Source organism: Flagellimonas olearia (assembly GCF_004150225.1).
GTDB classification, from domain to species: Bacteria; Bacteroidota; Bacteroidia; order Flavobacteriales; family Flavobacteriaceae; genus Flagellimonas; species Flagellimonas olearia.
On sequence record NZ_ML142907.1, the window covers coordinates 540,512 to 559,589 of the forward strand.

The 19,078-nt window shown below is 42.3% G+C and carries 17 protein-coding genes; 7 read left to right on the forward strand and 10 right to left on the reverse strand.

The genetic code is table 11. The features are described 5' to 3' along the window. Window positions 1–5 precede the first annotated feature (5 nt). The 5 genes from DN53_RS02455 to DN53_RS02475 all read right to left on the reverse strand — a co-directional run bounded on the left by DN53_RS02455 (window position 6) and on the right by DN53_RS02475 (window position 4,452). Window positions 6–1,211, reverse strand: coding sequence for a lanthionine synthetase C family protein (locus tag DN53_RS02455; protein ID WP_165357229.1), 1,206 nt, complete (start codon window positions 1,209–1,211; stop codon window positions 6–8). A 172-nt stretch (window positions 1,212–1,383) separates the two neighbouring features. After that, on the reverse strand, window positions 1,384–1,566 hold the full coding sequence (locus DN53_RS02460; protein ID WP_129652827.1) for a class I lanthipeptide: 183 nt from the start codon (window positions 1,564–1,566) through the stop codon (window positions 1,384–1,386). A gap of 301 nt (window positions 1,567–1,867) precedes the next feature. Next, a complete protein-coding gene (locus DN53_RS02465) occupies window positions 1,868–3,073 on the reverse strand; it encodes a lanthionine synthetase C family protein (RefSeq protein WP_129652828.1) in 1,206 nt (401 codons plus the stop codon). Between the two features lie 156 nt (window positions 3,074–3,229). Further along, window positions 3,230–3,439, reverse strand: a complete 210-nt coding sequence (locus tag DN53_RS02470; RefSeq protein WP_129652829.1) for a class I lanthipeptide — start codon at window positions 3,437–3,439, stop codon at window positions 3,230–3,232. A 404-nt stretch (window positions 3,440–3,843) separates the two neighbouring features. After that, window positions 3,844–4,452 carry a superoxide dismutase gene (locus tag DN53_RS02475; RefSeq protein WP_242502050.1) on the reverse strand — a complete coding sequence of 203 codons (609 nt, stop codon included), beginning with the start codon at window positions 4,450–4,452 and terminating at the stop codon, window positions 3,844–3,846. An 87-nt stretch (window positions 4,453–4,539) separates the two neighbouring features. Between DN53_RS02475 and DN53_RS02480 the strand changes: the two genes are divergently transcribed. The 7 genes from DN53_RS02480 to DN53_RS02505 all read left to right on the forward strand — a co-directional run bounded on the left by DN53_RS02480 (window position 4,540) and on the right by DN53_RS02505 (window position 15,550). Beyond that, window positions 4,540–5,181 (forward strand): helix-turn-helix transcriptional regulator, encoded by a 642-nt coding sequence (locus DN53_RS02480; RefSeq protein WP_129652831.1) that lies wholly within the window; start codon window positions 4,540–4,542, stop codon window positions 5,179–5,181. A 162-nt stretch (window positions 5,182–5,343) separates the two neighbouring features. Continuing rightward, window positions 5,344–9,858, forward strand: a complete 4,515-nt coding sequence (locus DN53_RS02485) for a two-component regulator propeller domain-containing protein (RefSeq protein WP_129652832.1) — start codon at window positions 5,344–5,346, stop codon at window positions 9,856–9,858. 132 nt (window positions 9,859–9,990) lie between these two features. Next, window positions 9,991–10,137 (forward strand): hypothetical protein, encoded by a 147-nt coding sequence (locus tag DN53_RS17850; RefSeq protein WP_165357233.1) that lies wholly within the window; start codon window positions 9,991–9,993, stop codon window positions 10,135–10,137. A gap of 66 nt (window positions 10,138–10,203) precedes the next feature. Then, a complete protein-coding gene (locus tag DN53_RS02490) occupies window positions 10,204–11,148 on the forward strand; it encodes a DUF4412 domain-containing protein (RefSeq protein ID WP_129652833.1) in 945 nt (314 codons plus the stop codon). A gap of 27 nt (window positions 11,149–11,175) precedes the next feature. Next, window positions 11,176–11,904, forward strand: coding sequence for a hypothetical protein (locus DN53_RS02495; RefSeq protein ID WP_129652834.1), 729 nt, complete (start codon window positions 11,176–11,178; stop codon window positions 11,902–11,904). Between the two features lie 9 nt (window positions 11,905–11,913). Further along, entirely contained in the window at window positions 11,914–12,495 is a 582-nt protein-coding gene (locus DN53_RS02500; RefSeq protein ID WP_129652835.1) for a hypothetical protein, read from the forward strand. 19 nt (window positions 12,496–12,514) lie between these two features. Next, window positions 12,515–15,550, forward strand: a complete 3,036-nt coding sequence (locus tag DN53_RS02505; RefSeq protein ID WP_129652836.1) for a hypothetical protein — start codon at window positions 12,515–12,517, stop codon at window positions 15,548–15,550. On the opposite strand, the gene DN53_RS02510 is transcribed toward DN53_RS02505, so the two are convergent. Genes DN53_RS02510 through DN53_RS02530 form a run of 5 tightly spaced genes read right to left on the reverse strand, consistent with a single transcriptional unit; the run spans window position 15,547 to window position 19,078 of the window. Next, window positions 15,547–15,972, reverse strand: a complete 426-nt coding sequence (locus DN53_RS02510; protein ID WP_165357235.1) for a LemA family protein — start codon at window positions 15,970–15,972, stop codon at window positions 15,547–15,549. The two genes, DN53_RS02505 and DN53_RS02510, sit on opposite strands and share 4 nt — an antisense overlap. Before the next feature lie 9 nt (window positions 15,973–15,981). Then, window positions 15,982–17,280 (reverse strand): PA3715 family protein, encoded by a 1,299-nt coding sequence (locus tag DN53_RS02515; protein WP_129652838.1) that lies wholly within the window; start codon window positions 17,278–17,280, stop codon window positions 15,982–15,984. 5 nt (window positions 17,281–17,285) lie between these two features. Beyond that, window positions 17,286–17,654 (reverse strand): hypothetical protein, encoded by a 369-nt coding sequence (locus DN53_RS02520; protein ID WP_129652839.1) that lies wholly within the window; start codon window positions 17,652–17,654, stop codon window positions 17,286–17,288. Continuing rightward, window positions 17,651–18,265: a hypothetical protein gene (locus DN53_RS02525; RefSeq protein ID WP_129652840.1), complete on the reverse strand. Its 615-nt coding sequence runs from the start codon at window positions 18,263–18,265 to the stop codon at window positions 17,651–17,653. Before DN53_RS02525 ends, DN53_RS02520 begins: the two co-directional genes overlap by 4 nt. Window positions 18,266–18,301: 36 nt before the next feature. Further along, a complete protein-coding gene (locus tag DN53_RS02530; RefSeq protein ID WP_129652841.1) occupies window positions 18,302–19,078 on the reverse strand; it encodes a hypothetical protein in 777 nt (258 codons plus the stop codon).

Here is a 19,078-nt window from a genome sequence, read left to right on the forward strand (position 1 = left end):
AGAAACTAACTGATCATTAAACACTCATCCCATTGGGTATCAAACCCTGCCAAGTAGTCTATTAGGGCAAGACCTATTCCGGTTACTCCTTCCAATAATGAAATTTCCCTTGTCCATGAATCTTTCTCCCGCCATTGCTTGTACCCTGCATACCCATCGTCATGAATCGCATTGTTTAAGCCATCTTGTATCCAAAACTCTACGGCCTCTTCGAAATCGGAGTCAAGTGTCTCCTTATGGATTCGCATGAACATCAGGGCAATCCCGTATGAGCCATGACAGAGGGAAGCATCCTTCACCATGGTCGTATCAGGGGTTCTGCGGGTTGCGCAGTGTTTTAAAATGGATATGGCTTCGTCTGCCAACGGCTTATCATTCAATTCCTTTGATGCAAACCACAAACGCATTCCAATACCAAGGTCCCCATAGCACCATCCCAATCTACTGGGTATGCTTTCCTCACCATTTTGCAGTATTAAATTGGGGAAGAGAAAAAATGATCTGTTCTCCTTTTTATGCCCCATAAGGTAATTGATAGCCCCCCGGAGCAGGGTTTCGGTTATTTGCCTGAAGTCTTCATGGGCATGCAGTTTGGTAAGGATGCCTATAACACCAGCTATACCATGCGACAGACTAAGGTCGTACTTGTTATATACCACATCCCTTTGCTGAACGGAAATCCATTTAAGGCCATCCTGTTCTTTTTCAGAGTTCGATTTCAGTAAATCGATGAACTCCAAAAGGTATTCCTTGTAGTTTTCCTTTAATCGTTTGGACCTAGTATTTTTATATCTTGAAACGAAGTACAGGGCATGACCAATGGCACCATGTAAAAAATCATAGTTTTTGGCTTTCATATCGGCGATCATGGCCGAATGAAGAAAATCATCCAAACCTGAAAGCAGTTCATCACTATCGATATCAACAAATCCGTTTCCCTCCAGATGACTCAATACCCACCCTGCTCCACTTATCCCATTACAGAATGAGGGGTGCTCATACCCTTGATTGATTTTTTCCATAATCCTTTCAAGGATTTCCACCCCAATCACAGAATCGTCATTGGTGTTTCTGTATTTGGATAGGTAAAACTGGAACAACGAAACTCCGGATAAACCTGTATGTAGGCCAATGTGACCTTCATCCAAGCTACGTTGCTTGACTATCCGATCAATCTCAAGCAATTTCGACTCCAACTCCTGTTTAAGCATCTGCCCCTGTTTATTTTCCAAAACAATCTCTCGCATTTTCTTATCATCAGCGATTCACACATCTTAATATGTGTATTTTCCTACAAAAAATAATCTAACCTTATACCAATAAAAAACCATCAGATGAAAATCAACTGATGATTCTTTTTTTAAAACCAACCTTCTTATGCTCCTAGCAACAAGAGATTACAATAGAAGTACCAGAAGTACAATCCCCATTGGTAGTGTCTGTTGGACAGCCAAGTGAAGCAGTTTCACAATAATTGGAATTTCCTCCCACAACGGAGTTTGCATTCAAATTGGAGATGGTTTGTTTTTTCAAAAACAGCTTTCCAGAGATTTTTGCTTTTTTCATTTTTAAAAAGGTTTTAAGATTAAATTATTACTGTAATAAGTTATAAAAACTTATATATATAATAGTATTATTCCTACTTATTTAACGTATTATTTTCATTTTGTCAGAAATAGATTATATCTATTTACATAACTTACTATTATTTAATACTATTCTGCAAAAAATATAATGTAGGATAATCTATTTTTATGAAGCTGGAACCTTTATGGGAAAGGGTTTTGAGTGTCTACGGTTTCAGTAGAAAAAAGTCAAGGGATTTAGCCGTAGACCCTTATTTTATTGACATTTACCTCATTCCTATCTAACTTATCAATAAGCATTCATCCCAATTATTATCGGAATCCGTTAAGTAATCCATGATCGCGAGACCAATTCCCGTGATTCCTTCCAACAAGGAAATCTCTTTCTTCCATGAGTCCACATCCCTCCATTGCTTATACCCGGCATACCCATCTTTGTGGAACGCTTTCTGTAACCCATCTTGCATCCAAAACTCCGCGGCCTCTGCAAAATCAGGGTCCAAGGTTTCCTTATAGATTCTCAGGAACATCAGCGCAATCCCATACGAACCATGACATAAGGCCGCATCCTTTACCAGTGTCTCTTCCGGAACCCTTCGGTTTGCACAATGTTTTAAAATTAAAATGGCCTCATGGGCCAAGGCTTGATTATCCAACTCCTTGGAGGCAAACCATAACTGTAATCCTATCCCCAAATCGCCATAACACCATCCCAACCTACTTGGACCGTTTTCCCCACCGTTTGAGGAGACCAAATTTGGAAAAAGGAAAAATGAGTCGTTCTCCTTTCTATACCCCATAACATAGTTTACGGCTCCTTTTAGCATGTTTTCCGTATTGCCTTTGAAATCGTCAAAAGCATGCAATTTGGCCAGAATGGCAATAATGCCTGCTATTCCATGGGAAAGTCCAAGATTGTAGGTATTATGGAACTCTCCCCTGGTCTGTATCGAAATCCATTTAAACCCATTTCCGTCTTTTTCGGAGTTTGCCTTCAACAAATCGATGAACTCAAAAAGGTATGCTCTGTATTTTTTCTTTAACTGTTTGGATTTGGCATTTCTATACCTACCTATAAAGTATAGGGCGTACCCAATGCCCCCATGCAGAAAGTCATAGTTTTTTCTACGCATATCCGAAACCATCATGGAATACAAAAGGTCATCGAATGTGGAAAGCAATTCATCACAGTCAATATCAATAAACCCATTTTCATCCAAATGATTCAATACCCAACCGGCTCCGCCAATACCATTGCAAAAAGTGGGATAATTATATCCCTGATTGATTTTTTTGGTTGCCCGCTGAAGAATTTCAACGCCAATTGTAGAATGGTCATTGGTGTCCTTATACTTGGAATAATAAAATTGAAACAACGAAATCCCTGAAAGCCCCACGAGTGCCCCAACGTGTTCCTCATCAGAATAACCATTCTTGGTCACTTCATCGATTTCACACAATATCTTCTCTAACCTTTCTTTGATCATGTTCTCACAATAGTCTTCAGAACAAAAAGGATCACCCCAAGGATTTCCTTTACATATTGATTATTATGGTTGTTAAGCCCCGAGATGAAGCATAACAAAAAACCATCAGATGAAACCAACTGATGATTTTAAAGTAAATAGCTTACAACAAGTGGTCTAGCAACACGAAATGGCAGCAGAAGTCCCTGAGGTACAATTGGCATTGGTTGTATCCGTAGGACAACCTATGGAACAGCTATTGTCGTTGCTCGTAGGACAAGCCGAAGATGGACAAATTGAGCCTCCACCAGTGATGGAGCTCGAGGTTAAATTGGAAATCGTTTGTTTTTTAATGAACAGTTTCCCGGAAATTTTCTCTTTTTTCATTTTTACATACTTTAAGGTTATACTATTTTGCTATATAAGTTATAAAAACTTATAATTAAGGTAGTATTATTCTTACTTTTTTAACTTTTTATTTTGCAATTGTGAAAAACCCACTACCCAATACCTATGGTTTGATAATGAGATATTTGCAATCATTAAAAAGAGCAGTGAATATTTAAAGTTCCCACCAACATGGATTTTCAGTTTTGATGGAAGTACCCTAATGGAAATGTGACAGCGTCATATACAAAATTGGAGAAACTGAGGTCATCCTTATAATTTCACCTACCAAAGTTGTTCTATAGGGGCCGCAATATTGGCTACAAAAAGGGGCAATATAAAAAAACAAGCCCGATCCATTATTCAGGACCAGGCTTGGCTTATCGGTACTAGAAAACTAAAGTCTAGTGCTGCGCTTCTACGTAACGTCTTTCCACTTCTTTCCAATCAACCACATTCCAAAAAGCATCGATATACTCCGGTCTTTTGTTTTGATAGTTTAGGTAATAGGCATGCTCCCAAACATCCAATCCCAAAATGGGAGTACCTTGGTCCTGGGCCGTATCCATCAATGGATTGTCTTGGTTTGGAGTGGATGTTACTTTCAATGCACCATCTCCATCAACGATCAACCAAGCCCATCCAGAACCAAAACGAGTTGCTGCAGCATTGGCAAAGGCCGTCTTAAACGCTTCCACCGATCCAAATGCACTTTCAATGGCCTCGGAAAGCTTTGCCGGCAATTCGGTGCCAGCTGGTGTCAAAATGGTCCAGAACAGACTGTGGTTGTAGTGACCACCGCCATTGTTTCGGATACCACCGGACAATTTTGAGATCTTTCCAAAAAGACTTTCCAAATCAGAGTCCTCAAGTTTGGCCTCTTCCAATGCAGCGTTAAGTTTGCTCACATAGCCTTGGTGATGCTTGGTATGGTGAATTTCCATGGTTGTTGCATCAATATAGGGTGCCAAAGCGTCATAACTGTACGATAATTCTGGTAATTTGTAACTCATAATATGTAGATTTGAATAAAATGACTTTTAAAAGCAGTACAAAGATATTACATTTGTCAAATAAACCAAATAATCACTTTGTTTATTATGAATAATAATGTTCCAGAAAACGAACGGGCTATTTGGATACTCAAAAACGAGGGTGAAAAAACGTTGAAAGATTTGGCCCAGTCCCTTGGTGTAACTACGGAAGGTGCTCGGTTTCAGCTTTTAAAACTCTCCAATGATGGCTATGTAAAATCTGAAAGCAGGGCCTTGGGACGAGGACGCCCGCAACAATTCTGGTCTTTGACAAAAAAAGGGCATGGCAAATTTCCCGATTCCCATTCGGAGCTGACCTTGAGATTGATCAACACCATCAAGGAGAACTTGGGAGAGGAAACTTTGTCCCAACTCATCAATTCAACAGGAGAGGATAACCTACGGAACTATCGCAAGACCATTATGGAAACGGACCCTTTGGAGTCAAAAGTTAAAAAATTGACCGAATTGCGTGAAAAAGAAGGCTATATGGCCCATTACGAACAAAATCAGGATGGTGATTACCTATTGATAGAAAACCACTGCCCCATTTGTGCCGCTGCTACATTATGCCAAGGTTTTTGTGCCACGGAACTGAATACGTTCCAATCGGTTCTTGGACCTAATGTCAAAGTGGAACGAATAGATCATATTCTTGCCGGGGCCAGGCGCTGCGCCTATTTGATCCAAGATAAAACAAAAAGCTAACGCAAAACCACCATTCGCTCTTCCTATATCTTCCCTGGGCCATGGAAAAGCCTTCCTTAACCATTATAAACCCGCCAAAACCTTCAAATTAAGTCCTTATCGAATTTTAAGGATCAATAAAAGGCCTATCTTGTAGAGACTAAACCTCAACCATTAAGAGCATTGCGAATACACAGCGACTGTAAAGGTCATGTCACATCAGCCTCTTTTAAGATACTAATCCTGATTTTTTGCATTGGGACTTATGTATCTGGTTATACCCAAAATTCGTCCACGACCCACAATAGATTTTCTTTCAACGACCTTACCGTAAACGACGGGCTTTCCCAAAATAGCGTGGTGAGCATAGCCCAAGACACTACCGGGTTTCTTTGGTTTGCCACACAAGACGGGCTCAACCAATATGACGGAAAGGAATTTAAGATTCTCCAAGAGCAGTTCGAAGATGTTACCCGACCTTCCTATAGCAAACTGGGCAAAGTTTACATTGATTCAAAAAATACCCTCTGGGCCATTACCAACCCCGGAACCTTGAAATTTTATGACGAAAAAAAGGGGAGGTTTCAAAAAGTGGAGGCCTTGGACAGTGCAAGCGTTATTTATGAGGACCCCAAGAAGAACCTTTATGTGGGCACTTTTGGAAGAGGGCTCTACAGGATATCACATGATACAGGGGACACCTTATCCATCCTGGACAAAGCGGTCCAAAACCCAAATATTCACGATCTCATAGCATACAAAAATGACCTCTGGATCGCAGCTTCAGGCGGAGTGTTCAAACTGAATCCCAAAGAGCATACCTTGAACGAAATTCCCAGCATACCCGACACCAATTTCAGCTCCTTTGCGCAAAAAGACAATACCATTTATGTAGGAAGTTATGGAAATGGACTCTTTATGGCTTCCAACGATAATGATGGCTTGGAGCAGTTCAACGGGTTTAAAGAAAAAATGTTCCCCAAAGATTTGGTGATTCTGGACCTATTGATCGACCAGCATGGTAAACTTTGGGTGGCCACCTATGGCCAAGGGCTGTACATTATTGATTTCTCTTCCGAACGCATTAGTCATTTTATGGCGAACAAGAACAACCCGAACACCATTCACTATAACGACATACTCTCCTTATTTGAAGATGCTTCCGGAACCGTTTGGTTGGGAACGGATGGGGCGGGTCTCAGTTATTTTGATCAATATTTGGCAAAATTCAACACGCTTACCAATAAACAACTTCCAAGGGACATCCATGTTGATGTTATCCGTGCCATTGCGGAGGAAAATGGGACCATCTGGCTTGGAACATCGGGAAAGGGCTTGACAAAAATTCGGCTGGGCACACAACAGTACAGAACCATCAAGGCAGAAAATTCCAATTTACTGGGAGACCGAATCATGTCCTTACACTATGATGGTACCACCTTGTGGATAGGCCATCAGGACCACGGTCTACAATTGATGGATTCCAACGGAGGCATTGCCACTGCCCAAGGAACACAGAACTTTACCATTTGGAAAATCCTTGACGCCCCGAAAGACCGCCTATGGCTATGCACCCGCAACCATGGCTTGATACTCTACGACAAAGCAAAGGGGAAAACGATTCAATATACCGCGGAAAACTCTGGGCTAAGCTCCAACAACATACGAACCGCGGAAACGGGAAAATCAAACTTCCTTTGGATTGGGACCGAACAAAACGGTCTTTTTCTCTTGGATGTGGCCAGCAACACAATTACTGGGGTCACATCGATTCCCGATAAAATCAAATCCCTCTATTACAGTTCCGATACCCTTTGGATAGGCACCAATGGCAATGGGCTGAAATCCTATGTTCCATCCAATGGAAACATTCAACACTTTACCACCCAAAATGGTCTCCCCAACAATGTCATCTATGGTATCTTGCCAGATGCACAACATAATTTATGGCTGAGTACCAACAAGGGGATTTCCAAATTTTCCGTGACCAATGGAAATCCCGACATTGAAAACTATGAAAACTACGATGGCCTGCAATCCTATGAATTCAATACCGGGGCCTATTTTAAAGCAGACGATGGCACACTGTATTTTGGAGGACTGGAAGGACTCAACTGGTTTAAGCCCGATCAACTGGAAACCAACCCTTTTAAACCCAAAACGGTAATCACCAATGTAAAGATTTTCAATGCCAGCCGTAACCTTACCGAGAATGTCCCCTTAAAGCATACACAAAATACCATCACCTTTACGTTTTCATCCCTGCAATTTTCACAACCCAATTTAAACGAATACAAATACCGTTTGACCGGCTACGACGAGGATTGGGTGTATGCAGGAAACAACAATGAGGTCCGCTATACCAATTTGCCTCCTGGCGAATACAATTTTCAGGTAATGTCTAGCAATTATGATGGCGTTTGGGGCGATATACCCGCTTCCTATGATTTTGAAATAGAACAGCCGTGGCACTTTACCAACATGGCCATTGCCGTATTTACCACATTCATCTTCCAAGGGTGCTTTATCGCCATCGGTATTTTTATGTTGCTGCTGTATTTCAGGTTACGTAAACAGGACTATCTATTGTACGGTGTTTACATTTTGATATTTGCCACCTATTTCTTTTTAAGAATAGACCTTGAACTGGAGTTGCAGCTGTTCTTTGAAAATTATGACACTTCCTATTATTTTTTGGCTCCGTTGGTGTTCTTATTATCAGGGGTTTTTATAGCCTTCGTGGACTCATTTGCAGAGATCAGGGAACATCATGCCAAATTTTCACGGGAACTCAAATGGTTTTCCGTCGCCACCTATTTGGCGGCAATTTCCATATTCTTTTATGTGCTTCTCTCCAAGGATTTTTTACTGGTAAAAAGGCACTTGAACCTGCTCTTGTTGCCTTTGCACCTATATGGGATCTATGCTGTGATCAGGGCCTTCATTGTGGTAAAATCCCCTTTACGATATTATATTCTCTTGGGAAATTTTTTCCTCATCGGGTTTAGCATGGTAGGGTTGAACTTGGGGAATCAGCATTCATTTTCAGGGGGTGTGGAATCCAATAACGTTTTCGGCTTTTACAGCTTCAATATCACCCAGTTGGGTGTTTTCTTGGAACTACTGGTATTCTCCCTGGGATTGGGTCACAAATTTTATCTGGTTGAAATCGAGAAAAACAGATTTCAAAAACTTGATGAACTAAAGACCAAACTCTACACGGATATCTCCCACGAAATTAGGACACCCCTTACCCTAATTTCTGGTCCCATAGAGCATCAACTGGGCCGAACAGGACTTTCCACCGAGGACAGAAAAGAACTTTCCCTCATTAAAAACAATGCCCAAAGGCTTCTGGGGCTGGTCAACCAAATGTTGGATCTCTCCATGATAGATTCCGGCCACTTACAGCTCCATATTGCCAAGGGAGACCTTAGGGGATTGTTGATACAGTTGGTAGAGGCCTTTAGATACATCGCCAAGGAAAAACACATCACCATTACCTACGACTTCAAAAAGATGGACCATGCTTGGTTTGATAGGGACGTGATTGAAAAAATAGTATCCAACTTATTGTCCAATGCCGTAAAATACGCTCCAAAAAACAGTGAGGTCTTGGTCAATGCGGAACGGACGGAGGACAGTTTTGTCTTTTCCATACTGAATTCCACCAGCGGAATGGAAATTGAGGATTTGGGCAAGCTGTTCCAGCGTTTCTACCAGAACAATGAGTCCGCCGAAGGCGTTGGGGTGGGACTGGCCCTAGTCCGGGAGTTGGTCACCCTATCCAAAGGAAGCATCATTGCCAACAATATTGGAGAAGACAAGATTCAATTTACCCTTACCCTGCCCATTACCCAAACGGGTTATGATATGGACACCCCTGATGATTCCTTCGCAGCAGAAGGTGATTCCATAAACTCGGTCCAAACCATACCACAGGTCACCCAAAAACCCTCTTTACTCATTGTTGAGGACGACAAGGATGTCTTAACCTATACCGTTTCCATTTTTAAGGGTGAGTACAAGGTCATGACGGCGGGGAACGGAAAAGAAGGTGTAGAAATGGCCTTGAAAAACCTTCCCGACCTGATCATAAGCGATGTCATGATGCCTGTTCAAAATGGCATAGAACTCTGTGACCAAATAAAGAGCAATGAACTTACCAGCCATATCCCTGTACTGTTGCTTACCGCAAAGGCCAGTGAAGAAAGTCAGCTTAAGGGGCTAAAAACGGGAGCGGATGCCTATGTGACCAAACCTTTCAACCCCAATATTTTAAAAGTTCGGGTAGAAAAGCTTTTGGAGAACAGGGAACGACTTCGGGAACATTACTCCAAAACCTTTAAGGTAAATCCCGGTCTTGTTCCCACCAAAACGGAGGCCGAATTTTTAAAGCGTCTCCAACAGGTGCTGGACGATCACATTACCTCTCCGGAGTTTACCAGCGAAAAATTCTCCGAGTTGATGTACATGAGCCGTTCACAACTGCACAAAAAGCTCAATGCCATTACGGGAATGTCCACAACAGAATTTGTTCGGGCACAACGCATCAACTTGGCCACGGACCTCTTGCGCAAATCCGACGCCCCTATTTCTGAAATTGCCTATCAGGTTGGATTCAACACACCCTCTTATTTTAATAAGTGTTTTAAGGAAATCCAGGGCTGCACTCCTGTTGAGTTTCTTTCCAAGTAGGTCTAAAACAGGCTTTTCTTCCCTTTGGAAACATATGTTACATCATTGAAAACATATGTTACATCCCCGTCTTTTCCCGTAAGATACCTTTACGACAAGTATCATTTTTAGGCATAGGCCACCCCAGGCACCATGAAAGATAAAAAGGGACACGATAAAATTTACCTGAGTATAGACCACCTAAAAAATGGAACATACCAACTGAACATCCTATTGGCAAACAAAGTTGTACAAACCTTGGAAATCCATAAAGAAGGAACCATAACATCAAAAATGTAACGGACGGGTACGCCCCCTCCCATCCCTTACCTCAATTAAACATAAAGAACCATTAATACGATCATTATGAAAAGAAGAGTGAAACTATTGCTGATATGTAGCTTGGCCGTATCGTTTTCCACACAGGCCCAATTTTTGAAAAAGCTGAAGAAAAAAGCCGAAAATGCAGTTGAGCGCACCATCTTGAACCGCACGGACGAAGAAGTATCCAAAGGAACCGATAAGGCCATCGATTCCATTACCCAAGGAAAAAAAGAGGGCAAGACCAGTGGGAAAACCACTAGCGGAAGCACCTCAAAGAATATTGGGGAGACAGAAAAAAACTTGGACCAGAAAAAACAGGACCAAGCCAAGGAAGCCGCCATGCAGAAAAAAATGGCCGGTCTCTTAGGTGGCGGTGGACTCAAGGGAATCCCCGATGTTTATGAATTCTCGTATAGGGCCACCATGAAGATCACTACCCAAAAAGAGGATACCGAAATCCAGTATTGGATGGAACCCGGTCAACGCTATTTTGGCAATTGGCACAAAGAAGGCAAGATGAGCAATATCACGGTGATGGATATGGAAAACCAAGCCATGGTCATGTTTACGGATGATGGGGAACGCAAATCGGCCATGAAAATTCCTTCCAGTAAAAAAATGATGGAAAAACTCACCAAAAAAATGGAGGAAAAGAACCAAAATGCCAAAGAAGACATTAAAATCACTCCCATTGCCGACAAGACCATTTTGGGGTACCGTTGCAAAGGGTATCAGATAACCAGTAAGGACGGTATTTCCAAAGTATGGATCACCAACGAGACCCCCGTAGGATATCTCGGTGGCATAGCCAATGCCGAAAATCTTCCCTCCAGCGTATTACCCCTTGGCGAGAACACCATGTTCATGGAAATGCAATTTGAGTCGGCCAAGAAGCAAAAGGACAACTTTAGCATGGTATGTACCGAACTCAAGGAAGAAGACATGACCATAAAGAAAGAAGAATACGCCACCATGGGCGGGTTTTAATAGGATTGAACCTCTAAAATGTACGACATGAAAAAAATATTGGGATACACCATACTCTTCCTGTTCTTAAGTACAGGAGCAAGGGGACAGGACTTTGACCTTGGGGACATTATGGGCGAAGCACAGGAATTTTTTGGGGAAGCGCAGGATGAGGCCAAACAAGCTTCGGATAACAAAGCTATTGATGACTTCAAGGAGAAATTCAAGGATAAGTTTAAAAAATTAGGTGATTTCTCTGGATATCTTGACAACTTTTCTGCTGAGACCAAATGCGCCTATCTGATATTTAAATATAAAATAGAAATGGATTCCCTGATTTCGAAAACCAACGCTGAGGAGGACTGTAAAAAAAAGTATGATCTATATGGCATGCAACTTATGGCGCTCATGTCCTCCACAAGTATAATGTACTGCACTGAAGATTTGTTCAATAAATTCACCAATGGCGGGGATTTTGAAGAACTTAAACCAATGGTGGCTGACATAACCCAAATACTTCAAGAGGATGCTGAAAAATTCGAGAAATTGGCGGAAAGCAATGATTTTGAGCAAACGTTTCACGCGATTTATAAAGACTATGATTTGAGAATGTTAATGGACGATTCCGGATATAGTTTTGACAAGTTGGATGAGATTTCCAAGCCAATCCTGGCAATATTATTAAGATATTTCCATCCCTTGAGTCTTGTCACTACCACCACCGAAATAAGCAAACAAATGGATAAACTAAAACCTTGTGCCGAGAGCACGCATTAACCTTTTCCCATGAAAATCTATACATCATACTTCATCCCATTATTCTCACTCCTACTAATTTCCTGTGGGAGCAAGGAAGAAAACAAAAAAGAACCGGAAACATCAGTCACTACCGAGCTTGTCAGAATAGTCAAAGACACTCAGGAAAACAGGGAAACATTGATCGATGAAACCCCGCTTACCAAAGAGCAGTTTGCGGCTTGGTTGCCCGAAACGGTGTTGGGGATGCCCTTGACTTCTTCCACCATCAACATGCTTCCCGGAATGGGTTCCTGTGGTGCTACCTACAGTGTACAAAACAGAAGGGTCAGGGTAATGATCATAGATGGCGCTGGCGAAAAGGGAAACAATGCAGTGAGCACCTACCGGATGTCCAGCACCATGGAATATGACGAAAAGGGCTCCTGGGGCAGCACCAAGACCACCACCATCAATGGGATTAAAATAAAGGAATCCAATCTAAAAAATGGCAAGTTCAATCTGTCCATGTTATACGACGACCGATTTGCCGTTGATGTGGAGACCTATGAGGTAGGCCACGAAGAATTGGAACAACTCGTCAAGGAATTGAACTTAGGGCAGCTTCACTGATCTCATCAACCTTATCCGTATGAAAGACCATAGCACACCATTGATTTCCGATGCCTCCCGAAGGGATTTTTTCAAACAACTGGTATTGGGCGGTTCCGGACTGTACCTATCCCCTTTGTTATTTCAAAGCTGTACCAGTGAGGATTTGGGCAGGCCTCCCTTTGGAGTTTGGGAAGACATGATCAAAATGTTGGAACAAAGCCCAGACCACTTGATGGCACGGCGCAAAACCCTTGTGGCCTCCAAAGACCCCAAAGCCATGACGGATTTTGTAAGGGATAGTTTCCAAGCAATACCGTCCTATCGGGATTTTTTATCGCAAATTGCACATTACACCCAATACGGGACAGAGATGGCCTTACGCTGTGGACTGGCCACCCCAAGGGAAAAGGCCGAAATATTGAAAGATATGTTGGTAGAGGCCGGCTTTGAGGCCAAAGTGGTGTGGGAGCACACGAATATTTCGTTGGAGGAAGCCAAAGCCATTGTCTTTAAAAAATACATCCCGGAATTTGATCCCCCCATTTCCAATCGGAAAATGCGAAGATGGCACAAGGCATTGGATATTACAGAAACAGGAGAAAGCTTTGAGGTCATCCCTGATTGCATGGAAAAGTCTGAGGCATTGGCCCATGATCTCTTGGGAAAAATTGACAAAAAATATATCCGGGAAGCGGTCATCAACCAAAAAATTCATAAAAATGGGGTTCCCTCGGTAGTCTTCACCGAAAATGGGGAAGAGAAATATGCCCATGTGTTCGACCCCACAGTGCCCTTCGGTCAGCTGCACCCCACCAACGAAGAGAAAGAGTTCGATAATGCCACTGCACTAAAAAAACCTAAGGAACAAAATATTACCATAAGCCTTTCGTGCAGGAACGTTATGGACAAATGGAACGAGACAACCCTAGTTTCAGGAACTTGGAAACTATCCGAACTCCTTGGAAACCAGCTGCAGGTGCAATTTTTGAACAATATGACATTTGGGAATCAAGCCACAAAAACGGTATCCCAAATATGCAATTTCACCCCATGTCTGGCCCTGCAGGATATCTATAAAGATGTGGCCTATTTGGAAGAGCGTTCCTTTTTAGGTGAACCCATCACCTTGGAAGGCGAAAAAGTGCTGGAACGATACAATCCTGCCGTACTCTCAGAAGAAGATTCCGCAGTAGCTATTGGCAACATTCACTCTTTTGAGGGAAAGGTACTTCCACAAGCCTATCCAAAGGTACGATTGGAACTGGAACCCAAAGATACCGAGGGGAATATCATTGGCGGACTTTCGGCTTCCAATTTTGAGTTGGTGGACAATGGGGAATCACCCATAGGGTGGATGCAACAGAACTCCATTTCCCCCAAAATACTTTTGTTATACGACACCTCCTTGAGCATGCCGGTAGAATATCGGGGTAAAGGCATCAAAGAGTTTTTGGTGCGAACTGAAAATATGATACGGGAAGCCTATCCATCTGCCAAAATAATACTTCAAGAAACAGGTTCAAACGTTTACACTTCCCTGTTGAATGCAAAACAAGTGGATGCCGACCTTATCTTATATGCAACGGACGGGCATAACAGTGATGAGTACGATGAGTCCTATCAATCCATTTATGATGCAGGCCCTCCAGCCATTTTGCTCAATGTATTTTCGGTAGACACATTCTACAAGCCCTTAAGGGAAAATATGGACTTTGTTGAGATTGCTGCTGATGACCAGGAAAAGACCATAGCGGAAATCAAAAATTTTGTGGGTCAATTAAAGTTTCCCACCTATGTACTTACCTACAATTCCTTTGATGAAAATGAAAGTCACAAGCTCATGGTAAAGGTCAAGGGAACGGAACACCAAATTGAACTACCCTTCACCTTTCCAAAAAACAAAAATATCCTGGGAAACCGGATGATTGGGCTCTACCTGACCATAAAAGGAACTGGTTTGAGTCCTATAAAAAGGGTTTTGGCCGGATATGAACCGGATCTTGACAAGCACGGGAATGCGTTAGGCCCAAACCGACAAATGATAGACGAAGTCCACCAAATGTTATTGGGCGGTGCGGTCATGTCCTTTGAACGGGAAGCCCCTACCCTTTCGCTTCAACTTACCGAATATTTAAAGACCCTGATGAGTAATCGGGAATGGTTTGAGGCTTTTCAAGATAATGAAACTGACATGGCATTGGAAGCATTGGGAAAGGGGACCTTAAGTTATCCGTCAATTTTGCTGACCATGATGCAGCCCTTGCAAGATCAAGTCACGGAAAATGCAATAACCTATCCCAGTGGGTTCAGAACTTGCCTCATCAAGTGCATTCCTGGCTATTACAGCAAAACCACCAGGATGTCCTTTGATTATATGCCTACCTCCGAATACCTTTCCATAACATACAGTGGCTTGAACACTTTTGAGGAAACCGTTAAAAAAACGGCCCAATTGGCCATTCTGGAAGCACATATGTTCAACGATAGTGCCTATTCCCAATTGCATAACAAACCATTGCTTTTGAATAAGGATAGGGGAAACCATGAAGCGTTTGTCAAAAAAGCGTTGAAAGAAGATTTCCCCTATTTCTACCCTTTGGTGTATGGTGGTTCCGAGTTGAAATTTATGGATACCTCATTACAAACAAGGTCCTTTTGGAAGATAGACCCCTTGAGGGGTGAGCTCTATGGTATTCTCCCCGACCAGACCGGAGGCGGCAGCAGTAGCACCGAAGAGCAATTGCGCAATCTCGAAACCGTGATGAAAGAGTACAATAAAATACTGACAGCCATAAAGGTGGGAATGGCCATTCCCGGAATTGGCTCGGCCCCACTTTCCATAGTGGCGGCCTACAGTTTCACCTTGGTGCGGCTTTATGCCATAGCCTCGGAAGCCATCATCTTGATGTCAACGGAAAAAATGGATGAACAACTTTCGGCTGCCATGCAACAACTCGCTTGCAATGTTTTAAAGGCGATTACGGTTTCCAGGGTAAAAGGGCCTTTGTCCAAAGGCAATAGTGGGATTGAATTTCTAATAGCGGCCATGGGAAGCAATGCTCCCATCTGCTAACCAAACCTACCCATCTCCAAAGCCGTTTCAATGTCGTTGGCCAATTCTTCCACCACCTTTATATTGTCCAACTTTCCAGATGGAAAAGAAAACAACCCTTCACGATTCAACACCGCCAAATACATCTGTCTATGCTGAAAAGACAAAAATATGGGGCGATCAAACTTTTCTTTGGGCGCTGTCACTCCACTAACTTGGCTACGAAGTTGGGTCACTTTTAGGAGTATTTCTTTTTCGTGTGCCATGTACTTATTGAGCATGGCCACAAGGTTCGGGATTAAATCGAACCGCTTCTTCAGATAGATTTCAATACTGCCAAAGGCTTGTGCCACTTGGTTCTTCCTAGCAATGATTTGGTTGTTGGCGATGATGCCAATAAGGCCAATAAGCGCCACAACGGAACCAATGATTATAATTTTCATACCCATGTTTTATTCGTTTTTGTATTCCTCACCATTGAATTTCAACCTCGAGGTTTCGGTTGAAGTCGTTTCTTTTGAGAGGCACTCCCCGCTTTCATCTTCTTCGTTTATGGTCTCAGTAATCTTGCTTTTTACCAAAAAATCAAACCAACCGTTGGTCTGCTCGGCTGATGGGATGAGCAACTTCTCAGTGCGAAGAAATTGCCCCAAACAATCGGTATCCCATTCGCCACCGTACTCCATGACACTATAATTGCTCAGAATTTTTTGCAGGGATTGGCCCGATTCCACAAAAAGGGATAGGGTCTCATTCTCATACGGATTGGCATGGGACATCCCATAATAGTATACCCGTATGCCAAAGGCCCTCTTAGCTTCAGTGACATGATAGGGGGCTGTATCGATTTTTATCTCTTTAAGCACTATGGCATCAGAGACCCATTGATTGGTTTTGGCACTTTCAAAGAATCTATGTGTTATTTCCCCTGTATGGGCATTGGCAATCACAATATGACTGTTGAGTTCAAAATAGTGCTCTCCCTCATCAACGATTTCGGGAATGACCACAATCTCACCACCAGGGTATTGAGGCATGGCCTTAGTGGTGACCAAATTCATGTTAACGGCCAATGGGTGAAGTTGGAGTTCATCTAAAATGGACAAAACCAAAGTGTACTCCGCAAGGGTTTCACTTAATGTTCTAGAATCCATCGCTTCTATTATTCCATCTCCATGGATGCTGTACTCCTTTTGCTTAATCTCCTTTTTCTCGGCCCAAAAAATATGGTTCACCGTAAGCTTGTCCGCGCTTATCCTAGATTCCACTCTGGACATGCCTTCAGCTATTTCGTCGTAAGCCACCAATTGATGGTCAATGATGTTGCCTTCCAAGTCATAGTTGATCAATGTGGATTCCATTTCGTGATCCCCTTTTCTGTAGGTCACTACCACGGTATGAAAGCTTGGGGACAATTCCAGTCGGTATAAGTCCATTGCCCGATAATTGGAGCCTTCATCATGGAAATCAGGATATACTCCTTCTATGCCCAGCGCCTTGGCATTAATCTCGCTTATATCGTCCTCATCGATAAAACGGTCAAAATTTGTGGTGTCGATATGAGGTATTTGTTTGGTCTTTATTAAGGCCACTGCCTCTTTAAAACCAAGGGTTGTTTCCCCATGGTCGACTACCGGTTCCAAATGAACTGCTTTTTCTTCCGGTTCGGCAACCTCCGGTTCCGTATTCTCTTTTGGTTTTTGATTACAGGAGACCATCAAGGCCACTGATAGCGCATATACTAATTTCATTGCTTTTAAATTAGATTTATGGTTTTTTCCAACAGATAGTGTAACGTTGTCACCAAGATCAGTATGACCAATAGGGCGATTATCCGTATCCCAAGTTTGTTCTTGCTCAAAGCCCATTTTCTGTTGATGAGGAAGACATCAAAAATTATAAATAGGATAGCTACAATACCCCCAATGATCAACCCAATACGAACCAACCCAAAAAGGTATATTTTACCAAGGAAAAAATTCCATGTGTTTGTGGGTTCCGGTGGCGGGCCCAGCACAGCATACATATAGCCAATCCCAAGGAGAAGTGCAGCCATGGTCCATAGCGCATATTCCCAAATAGTTTTGGCCCACTTTTTCCGTGACATGGTTGTTTCCTTGTTCATTTTTTGGACCGGGTATTGGATTTGACAGGGACCATATCCCACAAAATCTCTGTTTTGGACACCTCCCCTTTGTCAAAATAAATTAGTTCACCGCAATACTGTCCAGAACCATTTTCACAGGGATTCCAATGGAACTCTGCCAACCGATAATTGCTATACATGGACAATTCTTCCACGACAAAACCACTGGGATCTTCCTCATTTTCCAAAAAATAGGCCGTACCTGCATCTGCAAATAGGTTGATACCCCAGCTCTTGCTGTATTGATAAAAACGCAAGGAATAATTGGAAGCAGCTTTTAAAGTGGAGACACTCTCATTGCTTTTATTCACCTGCTCAATGACATATTCCTTAATGGCAGTATTCAGCTCCTTTTTGTCCTTGATCGGGTATTTAACTAGATACAAATCAGGATATACCTTGGATGGTATGAAATGCATCTTTTTAAAAAAGACATTGTTGACACCCATGATCAAGAGTACTATACCACACAGTGAAAGGCTTACCATGGCATGCCCTTTACTTTTGAACATAAACCGGAGCAATTTGTAGCCCAGAAAAACCAATGCAACCAGCAAAAGAACCAACATGGTGGTGATCAATATCTCCATTTCAAAGTTTTTGGTTGCGTAGTGTTGACATCAGCGCTATTGGTCATCGTAATGCCTTTTAATTTCACTTAGGATTGCGTAAATGATCTTGTCATTTTTCTCTATTTCCCTTCTTTTCCAAAAGGTATACTTCCAATATTGGCCATGGGAGTTTTGGCTATCCGCTTTAAAATAAATATCCTCAAAGAAAGCCTCTTTGTTATTCTGATCTGCAATTTCTTCGTAGGCGGATAGACACTCATCAACTTGTTTTTCAAAGACCTTTTGGTACAGACTTTTGGGAATATTTTTTAAGAGATGGGTCTTATACCGATCAAATGCCCGTTGTAAATTGCTTGGGTTTCGATATCGGTTTAAAAAACCAAGGTTGAGCCTGTTGGCCAGCGAGCTGCGTTCAGAAAAGAGATTGTCCAAAAAGGTATGGTCCAAGGCAAGGTTATCATAGTCAATACTGGCACCGATCACGGCATTTATAAAGCCCTGTTCCCCAAAATCATCGACCACCACATCCAATATCGTATTCAAGCACAGGGCATCAAGTTCATCAGAGGCCTGAAATTTTTGCATGCACGGGTTGATGACGGCATACTCGGGTTTGCTTAAATCAATGGATTGATAAATGATGGTATTGCCGTAAATTAATTCTTCCCTGGCAGATTCGTCCGCAATCATCTCATTTTCCAAAAGAACCTCATTTAAATGCTCGTCTTCTTGCACCTGCTCCATCAACTTGAGTGATTCATGTGAAAAATAATAGGCTGCTCCTACCAAGCCAAGGCCCGTAATAACCAAGATGATGACTGCTTTCTTCAT

Bases quoted from the DNA above. Each gene is read 5' to 3' on its own strand.
- DN53_RS02470 (WP_129652829.1), bottom strand. From the start codon at position 3,439: ATGAAAAAAGAGAAAATTTCCGGGAAACTGTTCATTAAAAAACAAACG.
- DN53_RS02475 (WP_242502050.1), bottom strand. From the start codon at position 4,452: ATGAGTTACAAATTACCAGAATTATCGTACAGTTATGACGCTTTGGCA.
- DN53_RS02525 (WP_129652840.1), bottom strand. From the start codon at position 18,265: ATGGAGATATTGATCACCACCATGTTGGTTCTTTTGCTGGTTGCATTG.
- DN53_RS02490 (WP_129652833.1), top strand. From the start codon at position 10,204: ATGAAAAGAAGAGTGAAACTATTGCTGATATGTAGCTTGGCCGTATCG.
- DN53_RS02465 (WP_129652828.1), bottom strand. From the start codon at position 3,073: ATGATCAAAGAAAGGTTAGAGAAGATATTGTGTGAAATCGATGAAGTG.
- DN53_RS02500 (WP_129652835.1), top strand. From the start codon at position 11,914: ATGAAAATCTATACATCATACTTCATCCCATTATTCTCACTCCTACTA.
- DN53_RS02455 (WP_165357229.1), bottom strand. From the start codon at position 1,211: ATGCTTAAACAGGAGTTGGAGTCGAAATTGCTTGAGATTGATCGGATA.
- DN53_RS02460 (WP_129652827.1), bottom strand. From the start codon at position 1,566: ATGAAAAAAGCAAAAATCTCTGGAAAGCTGTTTTTGAAAAAACAAACC.
- DN53_RS02510 (WP_165357235.1), bottom strand. From the start codon at position 15,972: ATGAAAATTATAATCATTGGTTCCGTTGTGGCGCTTATTGGCCTTATT.
- DN53_RS02530 (WP_129652841.1), bottom strand. From the start codon at position 19,078: ATGAAGAAAGCAGTCATCATCTTGGTTATTACGGGCCTTGGCTTGGTA.
- DN53_RS02480 (WP_129652831.1), top strand. From the start codon at position 4,540: ATGAATAATAATGTTCCAGAAAACGAACGGGCTATTTGGATACTCAAA.
- DN53_RS02495 (WP_129652834.1), top strand. From the start codon at position 11,176: ATGAAAAAAATATTGGGATACACCATACTCTTCCTGTTCTTAAGTACA.
- DN53_RS17850 (WP_165357233.1), top strand. From the start codon at position 9,991: ATGAAAGATAAAAAGGGACACGATAAAATTTACCTGAGTATAGACCAC.
- DN53_RS02505 (WP_129652836.1), top strand. From the start codon at position 12,515: ATGAAAGACCATAGCACACCATTGATTTCCGATGCCTCCCGAAGGGAT.
- DN53_RS02515 (WP_129652838.1), bottom strand. From the start codon at position 17,280: ATGAAATTAGTATATGCGCTATCAGTGGCCTTGATGGTCTCCTGTAAT.
- DN53_RS02520 (WP_129652839.1), bottom strand. From the start codon at position 17,654: ATGAACAAGGAAACAACCATGTCACGGAAAAAGTGGGCCAAAACTATT.